General features: G+C 41.3%; 9 protein-coding genes. 3 read left to right on the forward strand and 6 right to left on the reverse strand.

Annotation, left to right across the window (positions count from 1 at the left end):
* Nucleotides 1-309 precede the first annotated feature (309 nt).
* Nucleotides 310-1,179: a helix-turn-helix domain-containing protein gene (locus VB620_RS00960; RefSeq protein ID WP_323194248.1), complete on the forward strand. Its 870-nt coding sequence runs from the start codon at nt 310-312 to the stop codon at nt 1,177-1,179.
* 11 nt (nt 1,180-1,190) lie between these two features.
* Here the strand turns inward: VB620_RS00960 and VB620_RS00965 are convergent, their stop codons facing one another.
* From VB620_RS00965 to VB620_RS00990, 6 genes are all read right to left on the reverse strand, one after another.
* A complete protein-coding gene (locus VB620_RS00965) occupies nt 1,191-1,928 on the reverse strand; it encodes a DNA methyltransferase (protein WP_323194249.1) in 738 nt (245 codons plus the stop codon).
* A gap of 131 nt (nt 1,929-2,059) precedes the next feature.
* Nucleotides 2,060-3,454 (reverse strand): UDP-N-acetylmuramoyl-L-alanine--D-glutamate ligase, encoded by a 1,395-nt coding sequence (gene murD / locus VB620_RS00970; protein ID WP_323194250.1) that lies wholly within the window; start codon nt 3,452-3,454, stop codon nt 2,060-2,062.
* A 373-nt stretch (nt 3,455-3,827) separates the two neighbouring features.
* Nucleotides 3,828-5,978 (reverse strand): glycine--tRNA ligase subunit beta, encoded by a 2,151-nt coding sequence (gene glyS / locus VB620_RS00975; RefSeq protein ID WP_323194251.1) that lies wholly within the window; start codon nt 5,976-5,978, stop codon nt 3,828-3,830.
* Between the two features lie 721 nt (nt 5,979-6,699).
* A complete protein-coding gene (locus VB620_RS00980) occupies nt 6,700-6,861 on the reverse strand; it encodes a hypothetical protein (protein ID WP_323194252.1) in 162 nt (53 codons plus the stop codon).
* Nucleotides 6,862-7,062: 201 nt separating this feature from the next.
* On the reverse strand, nt 7,063-7,530 hold the full coding sequence (locus tag VB620_RS00985; protein WP_323194253.1) for a DUF6918 family protein: 468 nt from the start codon (nt 7,528-7,530) through the stop codon (nt 7,063-7,065).
* A 90-nt stretch (nt 7,531-7,620) separates the two neighbouring features.
* Complete coding sequence (locus VB620_RS00990; RefSeq protein ID WP_323194254.1) at nt 7,621-9,546, reverse strand: heavy metal translocating P-type ATPase; 1,926 nt, start codon at nt 9,544-9,546, stop codon at nt 7,621-7,623.
* Between the two features lie 177 nt (nt 9,547-9,723).
* Between VB620_RS00990 and VB620_RS00995 the strand changes: the two genes are divergently transcribed.
* A complete protein-coding gene (locus VB620_RS00995; RefSeq protein WP_323194255.1) occupies nt 9,724-11,268 on the forward strand; it encodes a hypothetical protein in 1,545 nt (514 codons plus the stop codon).
* A gap of 232 nt (nt 11,269-11,500) precedes the next feature.
* A partial coding sequence (locus VB620_RS01000; protein WP_323194256.1) for a substrate-binding domain-containing protein occupies nt 11,501-13,076 on the forward strand: 1,576 nt, incomplete at its 3' end.

The following is a 13,076-nucleotide window of genomic DNA, read 5'->3' on the forward strand; positions in this document are numbered from 1 at the left end:
CCGCGCCTCTGCGTGAGAAACCACCCTAATAATCACTATCAGCCACACATATCCCCTTACACTTCACCCCATTAGTAGCAGTGCGGAGACAATGAGGACAGAGAACCTTTTCCTCCTCCTCCTCTGTTTCCTGATTTAAATTCTTATCCTTTTCAGGATCGGATTTTACAGTCATAACAATCAAAATTTGCTGCTGCTTACATTTTACCAATTAATTGAAATTGCAAATTATCGTTAACCTATTAATATCCGATTTTGGGATATCCCATATTAGGATATTAAACTTCCTTTTAATTAAGGAGGTAAACTATGACTTCATCCATTTTTACGGAGCAATATGGAAGATTTCGAGAACTGCTGGTGCAGTATCGCCATGCTAGATCAATAACTCAGGCACAACTTGCAGAAGCTTTAAACCGCCCACAATCTTTCGTATCTAAATATGAAAGTGGTGAACGTAGGCTTGATATTGTTGAATTTATTGAAATTTCAGAAGCTCTTCAGTTTGACCCTTGTGAGCTGATCCGAAGCATAAGTACCGAGACATTGCCTAAGCCAACTATAATGGATGAATGGGAAGTTACATCTGATGAATTGACAATTCTTCTATTAGAGAATCCCAGTCTTCGAGGAATGCTCTTTGGCTACGTAGCAGAACTTAAGCTTAGGGAGATAATATCTGCTTTCCCTGGGGTAAGGTCGATGAAAAAGTTTGATGACCATGACAGAAAGAAAAAGGGTGATTTGCATATTATCTATCATCATCGAGTTTTTAGTGTTGAATCGAAGTCCTTGCAAAAAAGCCAAATTAAGTTTAATGCAGAAAATAAACTTTGGTTGGGTAAGGCTCAAGTAGATGCAAGTGACAGTCGTATAGTTACTTTTAAAAGTGGTAAAACCTTGAAAACTACACTTCTTTTAAGAGGGGAATTTGATATTCTTGCTGTTAACTGTTATGAGTTTAATAAAAAGTGGCAATTTCAATTTGCCAGAAATAGAGATTTGCCTTGCTCTTCTTACAAAAAATATACTCCCGAAGAGCAATGTGCTTTAATCTCAAGTCTTATACCAGTAACATGGCCGCCACAACCACCTTTTCATAGTGATTTAAAGTTATTATTAGATGAAATGTTAGATGCTGGTGAAGGCTCTGACCCCTCAGAATTTGGGTTAGAATAATCAATTTAAAACTAACCTTTTCTAATAAAAACTAGAAAGTATGAATGATTTTTTCTAGCATGGATTTGTTTTTTAAGTCTGCTAACCGAAGGCTTGTTAGTTCTCATGACTATAAATAAGTCTTTTGTATAGAAGCCTTTTTTCTCGTAGTCATTAATAATTTCAACGTGAGTTAACCATTGTTTACCAGCACTCACTTCATCTTGACATTTAACTACGAATATTCCATCCTTTCTTAAAACTCTGTAAGCTTCATTTCCAGTCTTGAAATACATATCTGTAACTGCGGCGTGCCACTTTTTAGTACCAACATTTTCGGTATCACCATTCACTTCATCACCATTCGAGTAAGCATTTGAGAATGCTGAGTGTGTACCAGAGCCAGCTTTAACTGAGCCTTCTTTTCTATAAAACCCTTCCATATAAGGAGGATCTAAAACTACGCAGTCAATTGACCCATTTTCATAAGGTAATTTACGACAGTCTACTCCTGTGGATATGTCAGTAGCCAATAGCTGATATTTATCATCTGGCACATTCCGCCAAAAAACTCCCTTTCCCCAAGTGACATCTGCGATGATTGAGCCTTCAGGAACGTGTAAGTTGAGAATTTCCGGAAAAACATCAGCATTACCTGCTAAATAGGCAGACATCACAAGGTCTGAAGTTGCTTCGCCTCCCTGCTTTCGCTTCTTGGAGGATTTCTCTTCATCGTTAGATTTGAAAAGCGTTGGCTGTATGTATTGCATGAGTATGAATAATATCCTCTTTTAGGATATTATCACTAATAATTTAGCACTGAACATATTATCTACTGAAAAGATCAGAATTTTTGAATTTAAGGCGTGCAAACCCAGAGGGACGACAATCAAGGGTTAAATTATCTGTTTCTGTCCTCAGATCCTTGGGGTTTGCTATAACTCACCCAAAACAGACACAACTTGCGAAAATCTTCCCCCCGCGCCTCAAAATTAGGGTACTGGTCAAAACTGGCACAAGCTGGAGACAACAAAACCACAGAAGCTTGATATTCTTTAGCCAATTCTACTGACCGAGGTACAGCCTCAGCCATAGTCCCCACAATTTCGTAATTAGTATAACCTACAGCTTGCAAACGTTGAGCAAATGCGGGTGCAGCACTACCAATTAATAACACCGCCGCCGCTTGAGCTTGAATTTTGGCTAACCAGCCAGTATCATCACCGGGTTTAGCTTCCCCTCCAGCAATCAAAATTGCGGGACTTTTGACAGAGTTTAAACCCACTTCCGCCGCATCATAATTAGTGGCTTTGCTGTCGTTAATAAAATCAATACCTTCCCAAGTGCAAATATGTTCTAAACGATGGGGAACACCAGAAAATTTCCGAATTGCAGTCTCAATAGCATCGGGTTTAATTCCAGCTAACCGCGCAGCTGCGACAGCCATTAACAGATTTTGCAGGTTATGTTCTCCTACCATTTGCAAAGCCGAGGCGGAGAGAATTTTTTCTGGTTGAAAGTTGGGTTTTAACTTCTCCACAACCCAACCATCTGCAATATAAAAGCCTTGTTCACTAACTAAAAAATCTTCACCTTTAACACTTGTCCAATAAGCATCAGGCCAATGACTAATACCCATTTTATTTAAATAGGGGTCATCACCGTTAAATATTTGCAAATGGGACTGACTTAATAATTTAGCTTTGATATTATAGTAGTTTTCTAATGTTTTGTGCCTTGCCAGATGGTCTGGTGTAAAAGTAGTCCAAATGCCGATGCGGGGGGCGAGGCTAACTGAGGATTCTATTTGATAACTGCTGATTTCGGCAATTACCCAGTCTGGTATTTTTGTAGATAAAGCCAGATCACAGGCAGCGTAACCAATATTACCACAGGCGGGAGCATTTAAGCCGGCGACTTGAAAAATTGCGGCTATTAAAGAGGTGGTGGTAGTTTTGCCATTGGTGCCGGTAATGCCTATCCAAGGGGTAGTTGACAAATTCTGCCAAGCTAGTTCCATTTCGCCGATGGTTTTAATACCTAATTCTCGCGCCTGGACTAAGACGGGAATATCCCAAGGGACACCGGGACTCACAACAATTAAATCAGTGTCATTTAAATCAAGGGAATGTCCTAATTTTACCGTGATTTGCTCCTGAGCGAGTTGTTGTTGTTGTTTAAGGAGGCTGGGGGAGGTGTTACTATCACTTAGCACTACCTCCCAACCGTCCCGTTTTAACAATCTCGCCGCAGCAATACCAGACTTTCCTAATCCAATTACTGAAGCTCTAGGCATAGACTGTAGCAGAGTTCCCTGGTTAAGCAATAATTATACTAACGCTTATTGGCAAAAGTTACACAACTTTTTTGTAGATTGCGGCTACATTTTTATAAGACCCCACCCCTACCCCCTCCCCCGAAGTTCACCCGGAGGGAAACCCTCCTTGTGACTTCTCTCCGCAAGCGAGGAGGGGAACTGGATTTACAGTTAAATCTGTTTTTAGGACTGGAAAATCTCTTTGGTTCAGGATGTGTGTAAACCCTAGCCTACAAGGAGAGAGGCTTTCAATTCTCCCCCTTCCAGCAACAAAAGTTTTTCCTTTTCCCTCTCCTTGTAGGAGAGGGCTAGGGAGAGGTAGGGAAGGGGGGTTGGGGGGTTAGGTTTGAGGTTACAGGTTTTTAACGATCGCACCAAAGTCGGCTAGGATACGGGCATGATTCCGCAATAGTCCTAGTAAGTATAGCCGGTTGCGTTTGATGTCGGGGTTGGGGTCCATGACTAATACGCTGTCTTCACCATCGAAGAAGTTGGCGACGGTGGGGGCGATTTTGGCTAGTGCGGCGATTAATAGTTGATAGTTGCGCGATCGCATTGCGGCTTGAGTTTGTGGTACTAATTCTAAGAGGGCGTTGTAAAATGCTTCCTCGGAGGATTTTTGGAATAGTTGTGGTTGAATTAAATTTGTGGGTTCTAGCTGCTGTTTGTCTAAGTCACCTTGGGCGGCTAGTCTGGCGGAACGGTTGACGGTTTCGTAGATTTTATCCAGTGTACCATCTTGGCGGATTTGTTGCAGATATAGGGCGCGATCGCGGACATCTAGCAAATCTTGTAACGCCCGTTCTGTATATTCTGGGTCATTTTCTCCTAAAACGGCGTTGACTAAATCATAGTCTATGTGTTTTTCGTCTTGTAATAAGGTGCGAATCCGTTGTAAGAAAAATTCTTGTAAACTGGTGATTAAAGAATTTTTATCTTTGTGATATTTCGCAGCGAAATCTGTGGCGATTTGCGTTAATAACTCTGCTAAATTAATTGGTAAATTGGCAAACCAAGTAATATTAACTATTGCATTTGCAGCCCGTCGTAAAGCAAAGGGATCAGAGGAACCTGTGGGAATTAAACCTAAGCCAAAAATACTGACTAAGGTATCTAATCTATCTGCTAAACCGACAATTTGACCTGTGAGGCTGGCGGGTAAATCATCACCAGCACCTGTGGGTAAATAATGTTCTACAATTGCTTGGGCGACTTCTGCATCTTCTCCACTAGCTAAGGCGTATTTTTCCCCCATAATTCCTTGTAATTCGGGGAATTCATAGACCATTTGACTAACTAAATCAGCTTTACATAATAAAGCCGCCCGTTGGATTTTTTGCTGTTGATTGGTTTCTAGTTTTAATTGCTGACTAATGTAATTTGCAATGGCGACAATTCTATCTACCTTAGCCCGGACTGAACCTAATTCTTCTTGGAATGTGACTGTTTCTAACTGGGGTAAAAAGCTTTCTAAAGGTTTAGCTAAATCAGCTTTGTAGAAAAATTGACCATCAGCTAATCTGGCGCGAATGACTCTTTCATTCCCTACGGCGATGATATCTGCTTTGCTGGGGTCGCCATTAGAAACTGTGATAAAGTTAGGTAATAATTCTTTGCTGTCAGCCGCTTTAAATACGGGAAAATAACGCTGGTGTGTAACCATCACTTCTGTAATTACCTCTGTGGGTAACTGCAAAAATTCTGGTTCAAATTTACCCACAACTGCGGAAGGATATTCTACTAAATTGGTGACTTCTGTTAATAAATCGGGGTAAATAACTGTGGAACCGCCGGTGGTTTGGGCTGCGGTTTGTACTTGGTCTTGGATAATCTGCGCCCGTGTTTCTGGGTCAACGATTACAGATGCAGCGCCCAGAGTATCGAGGTAATCTGTAGCTTGGGCTATGGTGACAGTTTCGGGATGTAAAACTCGATGACCGGAGGATATGCGATCGCTGGTAATTGTTTTTGATCCATTCACCAATTGAATCGGTAAGATTTTATCATCTAACAAAGCCACCAGCCAACGAATGGGGCGAGAAAACTTCATTTCCCCATCACCCCAACGCATTAACCGTTTCCCTTCCAAACCAGAAATCCACTGGGGAATCAGTTCTGTGAGAATTTCCGCCACAGGACGACCGGGAATGCTTTTTTTAACAAAGACAAAATCCCCTTTTTCCGTGGGGCGAATTTCCAAAGCTGCAATATCCACACCTTGCTTTTTCGCAAAACCTGTCGCTGCTGGTGTGGGTTGACCATCCTTAAAAGCTGCTTGGGCGGGGGGTCCCTTAATTTCCTCTTCTCGGTCTGGTTGCTGAGAGGGTAGACCAGGAATTAGAACCGCCAACCGCCGGGGAGTACCGTAAACTTCCACAGAGGCGCTGGTGAGACTATTAGCCTCTAAACTTTGGGGAATGCGCGATCGCCATTGTAATATAGCATCACCGAGAAAACCGGCGGGTAATTCTTCTGTACCAACTTCTAATAAAAATGCAGTCATAGGACAATGTTTTAACTTGGCGTTACCACAGTTTACCTAAGATTTGGCACGAGGCGAGACAGATCCTCACCCAAATTCCGCTACTATCTTTAACTGGTGGTATTGTGTATCAACTCAATCTTAAAGCTAAAAAACATCTAAGTATCAAAATAATGAGTTTTACTGATATAAAATTATTTCGTATATATCAGGATTTACGCAATAATTGCCAAAAATCTTGATTTATCCAACCGCCAAGCCGCCAAGAACGCCAAGAAAAGGTAGATTATGCGTAAGTTCTATATATAACTGCTATAGTAAGAGCTTACCATTTAATAAATTATCTATTATTGCTGAATAGAAAACTTACAGATTCTTGATTTTGAAAGCAAATAATTTTTGTCAAAGAATCTTCTCTGGGAAAAAGTTTCCTGGCGATGTAGCTACTTTATTTATCACTACATTGGAGAGTCATTATGTCTAAAGAAAAAAAGAGCAATAAGGAAGTTAAAAAACCTAAAAAGGATGCTGACAAAAAAAAGGACAAGAAAAATACCAACATATCTAACAATCCTACCTGATTTGCTCCTGACCGAGAAACTCAGATATCTGATTTGTTGAAAGATATATTTGGTGAATAGAGAGAAAGACCCTCATTTTGACGATAAAAAAGGTTTTGCGTAGGCTTATATTATGAAGATTGCGCCGGAAACCCTATAAAATCGTTGTGGTGAGGGTTCCTTTATGAATCATCATCATTCTTCTTCCTTTTCAATATAGAAGCGCTGGTGAGACTATTGTTTTCTAAACTTTGGGGAATGCGCGATCGCCATTGTAATATAGCATCACCGAGAAAACAGGCAGGTAATTCTTCTGTACCAACTTCTAATAAAAACCCAGTCATAACACAACATTATAACTCAGCGCCCCTTTGCGTTTACCTCCGTGAACCTTTGCGTTAAAAAAAATATGATTTCACTCAACAGAAAACCGCTATAACTGTTTAACTTTAGAACTTTGGGTAAGACTGATATAATACTACTCCCTACTTTTACTCAAATCTCTGTAGGGACAATTGATGAATCGTCCCTCATTTCCCGGAGATTTATAATGATGAAATTCGTTGATTCACGGATGAGACTTGAGCATATTTATCAATTATCTTGACTAAATCTGGGACAGCTGCTTCTACGTGTTTCTTAGCCGAACCCCGGAATTTCTCATAAGTACCTTTGACAATGGAGTTTTTGGTGTGCTTCACTCTAGCATCGGTAATGCCTAGCATAGCATCTGCGGTGTCTGAAGTCCGAGCGACGAGATAAGCGGCTGGATCACCGTTTTCTATACCCTGATTCCAGAGGGGGTCAAGGGCTGTTAAAAACTGGGGGAGGAGATTTTCGACAATATAGGGAATATATCCGGGTTTTACATTCCTCAAGGCTGCGAAGGCGGCTTTTATAGCCATACCACTGATACCTGATTTAGCTGCTAGTTGCTGGTCGATCATTTGACAGCAATCATCAATCACCATAGCCTTATTATTAGCAGTTAATAGCTGTTCACTCAATCCCATTTTAGTCCTCCTGAATATCAATTCTATTAATTTTAGTTAGCTTATATCATGTCCGCGTAATTGTTAATCAAAACCGGAATCTGATGCAACTTAATTTTTGAGTAATCTTAAACCACTGAGTGTAACTAATACAGTGGAACCTTCATGACCAATTACGCCGATGGGGAGGTTAATGTTGCCGAGAAAGTTATTAATTAAAAGTAGGAGAATAAACCCTAGCGCGATCGCTATATTCTGTGTAACAATACGGTGCGATCGCCTACCTAATTCGATAGCTGTAGCCAGTTTCTCTAATTTATCTGCCATTAATACTATATCTGCGGTTTCCAAAGCTACATCACTGCCAGCGATTCCCATAGCGATGCCTACAGAAGCCTGGGCGAGGGCGGGAGCATCATTAATACCGTCCCCCACCATAGCCACTGTTTGATACTCTTGCTGGAGTTGGCGAATCACATTCAGCTTATCTTCTGGTAGGAGTTCCGCATATACACGGTCAATACCCAAGCTTTGGGCTACACTGTCAGCCGTGCGTTGATTATCGCCGGTAATCATGACAATTTGCTCAACTCCCAATGTTCGCAACTGGGCAATCATGGCTACTGCTTCTGTTCTGAGCATATCAGAAATGGCGATCGCACCCATAACAATTGTTCCCCTCTCTGCTTGGGGGTTCTTTGCTACCCAAACCACGGTTTTACCCTCATTTTCCAGAGATGTCACCAACTGCTGTAATTCCTCTGGGAACTGGGCGACATATTGCTGCACAAAAGCCCTATTCCCCACAAACACCTGTTCATCATTCACCAAGCCGACAATTCCCTGTCCCGGTATAGCTTGGACATCAACCCCACGCACCCAGTCAGTACCAGCACCCTGGACAATGGCTTGAGCAATGGGATGTTCTGAGCAAGACTCCAAAGCAGCAGCAACTTTCAATACCTCGTCTTCAGAATATTCACTACTAGAAATTACTTGAGATACTTGAACATTACCCGTAGTTAGAGTACCAGTTTTATCAAAGGCGATCGCCCGAACTTTACCAATCTTTTCCAACTGCGCCCCATTCTTAAACAAAATCCCCTGTCTTGCACCATTAGCAATACCTGACAACAGTGTAGGCATAATTGCCGCCATCAGCGCACAGGGAGAAGCCACCACCAAAAAAGTCAAAGCCCGATAAATCGTCACTTCCCAACTCCAACCCCAAATCACAGGCGGTAAAAACACCAACAACAAACCAGTCACCACAATCACCCGTGCATATATGCGTTCAAATTTTTCAATAAACTGTTGCGAAGGAGGTGCTTCCGTCTGTGCTTGTTCCACCAAACGAATCACGCGCTGAATCAAACTACTAGCAGCAGATTTATGTACCCGTAACTGCAAAGCCCCAAAACCGTTGAGAGTCCCCGCAAATACCTCATCTCCCACAGTTTTTTCTATAGGTAAAGACTCACCAGTAATCGCCGCTTGATTGAGGGTACTATAACCAGAGAGAATCAGCGCATCAGTAGGAATCAACTCCCCCGGTTTCACAATAATTTCATCGCCCACCTTTAGCTGACTCACTGGAAGCATTTCTTCCTCTCCCCCAAGCAAAACCCTAGCAGTATCTGGAGTCAAACTCATCAAACTCCGGATACTTTTTGCAGTGCGACCCATCGCGTAACCTTCCAAAGCCCCACTAATAGCAAAGATGAGTATCAAAATCGCCCCATCAATAATCAGATAATATTCTTCCCGCCATAAACCCAGACTAGCAGCACCCAGCGCCGCCACAATCATCAGCAAATCCACATCTAACTCTTTTTCTTTAATTAGAGTCGTCAAACCCTCGCGGGCGCTGTCATAACCACCAATCACATAAGCAGCAGGTAAAAACAGCAAAGCCCATCCCAACCAACCAATATGTAAAGACCACCAGCCCAGAAACACCAGCATTCCGCAAAGAACAGCCGCTAAAGTATCCGAATGTTCCTGACTAAACCGCCTCAAAACCTGAGAATCAACCATAATAACTGCTAAATCACCACCATTCCAGCCTAAACCTTAACATTACCCTCAAACCCCATAGCAAAAATCTCTCCGCGTACCTTTGCGTTAACCTCAGCGTACCTTTGCGTTAAAAAAAATTTACTAAAACAGTATTTTTACCAGATAATTAACCTTATTCAATACTCTCAAATAACAATGACATTAAAAAACCTCATCCCTCGAAATTCGAGGTCATCCTTACAATCACCCTGGTTGATCATAATCCTATTTTCTACTCTCGGATTAATCGGCATTCTCAACCATGCAATGTGGCGAGATGAACTAAACCCGTGGCTAATTGTCAGAGACAGTGAATCTTTCGCAGATTTAATTGCCAATATTCATTATGAAGGACATCCGGTGCTGTGGTATTTCTGTCTCGCGGTTCTGAGAAGAATTGCTGAAAATCCCGTAATTATGCAATTTTTTCATTTAGCGATCGCCGTTGTTTCCGTAGCGCTGTTTTGCCTATACAGTCCATTTAATCAGCAACAGAAATTTCTCTTCTCTTTTGGATTTTTCCCTTTTTATGAATATATGATAATTTCCCGGAATTATGCGTTTAGTATGCTATTTATTTTTGTTTTTTGTACAGTGTTTTCGTCAAGGAAAAAAACTTATATTTACTTAGCGATTTTATTAGGTTTACTGGCAAATAGTAGTGCCTATGCCTTATTTGTATCATTTGCCCTCTTGTTAACTCTGCTAGGAGAATTTTGTTTTGACACTGAACATCGCCAGGATTATTTTAGTCATAGTCAGAAATACGATTTATATTTAAGTATAGGAATTATTATATTTGCCTTCATTTTATCAGTTTATATTATTAGTCCTCCAGCAGATAGTTATCTTCATGGTGGTTTAAATGGCGGATGGGTAAATCAACTAGATTTTCGGCATTTACTCAGAAGTATCGGCAGATTATTTGGTGGTTATTTATTAATAATTCCCACACACAAAAGATGGCTAGATTTAATTATCTGTGGTGCTATCGCTTTATTTATATTCGGTTTATCAATAATTAAGTTATCCAAAAAGCCTTGGGCGTTGTTTTTCTACATTACAGGTAATACTATAATATTGACATTTACATATTTGAGATTTCCAGGTGCACCCCGACATTATGGACATTTTTATTTAATTCTGATGGCGGCATTATGGTTAGGAGGTCAGTCGAAAGAATCACTATTTTTAATTAATAAAATTCAGATTCCAGCTACAACAATTAAATGGGGTGAGAAATGGCATCATATTGCTTTAATGGTTATCCTTTATGTGCAGTTTTTGGGCGGAATTGGCAGTTTTGCTAAAGAATTTTTTATCCCATATTCAGCCAGTCGTGAAACAGCTAATTATTTACAACAGTCTCAGTTAGATCATAATTTTATTGTTGCTAGTCGAGATGCTAATATGGCGGCATTATCTGGCTATCTTAACCGTAAATTATATTATCCAGAACTACAGAAGCTGGGAAGTTTTACACTGTTTAAAGCAGGTCGTGAACAAGTAGAACAGCCTGAAATTTTAACGCAAATTACTACTTTATTAACCACCGAACCGGAAAGCCCCAAAATTTTGCTAATTTTAAATAAAAAACTGGATACTAGTCACCCAGATTTAAGGATTATTCCTCTGAAAAGTTTTGAGAAAGCTTGGGTAGATGATGAACGATATTATCTTTATTGGGTAACACCAATTTAATATCAGGATGCAGACAAAGAAGCCCACTCTCAGCTTCCCCCGTTCGCCCTGGGCGTTTCCGAAGGAAAAGTTCATCCGGTGGAAAACCCTCCTTAGTGGGGACATCGTGTTTTTCTTGACTTACAGCCTGAGTGACGAGAAGATTAACAGGTGTATAATTAGCGCGTCTCTTCTGAAATGAAAAGATAAAATTTAAGACTATCCAGCTTTCTGTACCTAGATAAAGAGCATTATGTGGCAAAAAGATAAAAAAGATAGTGCAATACTCAGTCTGGCGTTATTACTGTCCTTGGCGACTACTCCCATGGCAGCACCTTTGTTCGTGCCGACACCAGTGCTGGCACAATCTGCCACTGAAGCTGACTCATTTCCACTACCAGAAACGGTGGAAGATGGGACTACGGTGCGGATTGATGGTTCTATAAGTTTGGCTGCAATTAACCAAAGTTTAAAGCAAAGTTTTGAGCAACAGTTTTCGGGTACGAATGTAGAAGTTGCGGCTAATGGATCTGATGTCGCAATATCGGCTTTAGTCAATGGTACTGTTGATCTTGTGGCGATCGCTCGTGGTTTAACGGCGGAAGAACAAGCACAAGGTTTACTACAAGTAGCTTTTTACAGAGAAAAAATTGCCATCATTGTCAGTAATGATAACCCTTTTCTCGGTAATTTGACTGATCAACAATTCGCCGACATCTTCCAGGGAAAGATTACAAATTGGTCAGAAGTGGGAGGAGACGACGTTCCGATTCGATTCATTGATCGCCCGGAAACCAGCGATACCCGCAATACCTTTCGCACTTATCCGGCTTTCCAAGATGCAGAATTTACCACAGGGGCTAATGCAACCCAAGTAGCAGTCGATGACACCGCAGCCATTGTTGAGCAATTAGGTAATGATGGTATTAGTTATGCAATGGTTCATCATGTGTCGCAACTGCCAAATGTGCGGGTGATCCCCATTAATGAAACTTTGCCAGATAATCCTAATTATGAATATTCCCAGCCTTTAGTTTACGCTTATAGGCAAAACCCTAGCCCCAATGTCATCAGTTTTCTCGGTTTTATTCTCGGTTCACCAGAACAGCAAGCTATAGAAACAGCTAGAACCGAAGCGGCGATCGCCATTGCTGAAAATCAAGCACAACCACCAGTTACTCCTACCCCCATTGCTGAGACTGCACCCGTTACACCGCAGCCTCCAGACACCCCTGTGATTCCTGACGAAATACCTTTGTGGTGGCTTTTGTTACCTGTGGCAGTAGTACTAATCTTACTCATATGGGTTTTCCGATCGCGCCTTCAGGTAGAGGGTGAAAATAAAACACCAAACAACCCTGAAGCCTCTGGAGAAGAGAAGCATGATGATTCTGATCAACCTTTAACCGAGGCTGCTTTAACAGCAGGTACTGGATCTGATATGGATTCAATATTAGCAGGGGAAAAAGTCAATGACTCTGATCCCAAAATAGCCTCTTTTGAGACTAAGGAATCACCCTGGGATATCGAAGCACCAGCATCGGTGGTTAATGTTCCCTACCCTAAATTATCTTCTAAATTTGTCCCTGAAAAACCCCAGGAAGAATCAGATTTAGCTGGGGAAATGGAAGCCGCCGCAGCTAGTTTGTGGTCTGACCCAGACGATGATCACAATACACCAGAATCAAGTATTGCTGAAGAATCAGATTTAGCTGGGGAAATGGAAGCCGCCGCAGCTAGTTTGTGGTCTGACCCAGACGATGATCACAATACACCAGAATCAAGTATTGCTGAAGAATCAGATTTAGCTGGGGAAATGGAAGCCGCCG

Origin of the sequence: Nodularia harveyana UHCC-0300 (genome assembly GCF_034931085.1) — a bacterium.
In the GTDB taxonomy this organism is placed as follows: domain Bacteria; phylum Cyanobacteriota; class Cyanobacteriia; order Cyanobacteriales; family Nostocaceae; genus Nodularia; species Nodularia harveyana.

Coding starts and splice junctions, on each gene's coding strand:
- VB620_RS00960 (WP_323194248.1), top strand. CDS start 310: ATGACTTCATCCATTTTTACGGAGCAATATGGAAGATTTCGAGAACTG.
- VB620_RS00965 (WP_323194249.1), bottom strand. CDS start 1,928: ATGCAATACATACAGCCAACGCTTTTCAAATCTAACGATGAAGAGAAA.
- murD (WP_323194250.1), bottom strand. CDS start 3,454: ATGCCTAGAGCTTCAGTAATTGGATTAGGAAAGTCTGGTATTGCTGCG.
- glyS (WP_323194251.1), bottom strand. CDS start 5,978: ATGACTGCATTTTTATTAGAAGTTGGTACAGAAGAATTACCCGCCGGT.
- VB620_RS00980 (WP_323194252.1), bottom strand. CDS start 6,861: ATGACTGGGTTTTTATTAGAAGTTGGTACAGAAGAATTACCTGCCTGT.
- VB620_RS00985 (WP_323194253.1), bottom strand. CDS start 7,530: ATGGGATTGAGTGAACAGCTATTAACTGCTAATAATAAGGCTATGGTG.
- VB620_RS00990 (WP_323194254.1), bottom strand. CDS start 9,546: ATGGTTGATTCTCAGGTTTTGAGGCGGTTTAGTCAGGAACATTCGGAT.
- VB620_RS00995 (WP_323194255.1), top strand. CDS start 9,724: ATGACATTAAAAAACCTCATCCCTCGAAATTCGAGGTCATCCTTACAA.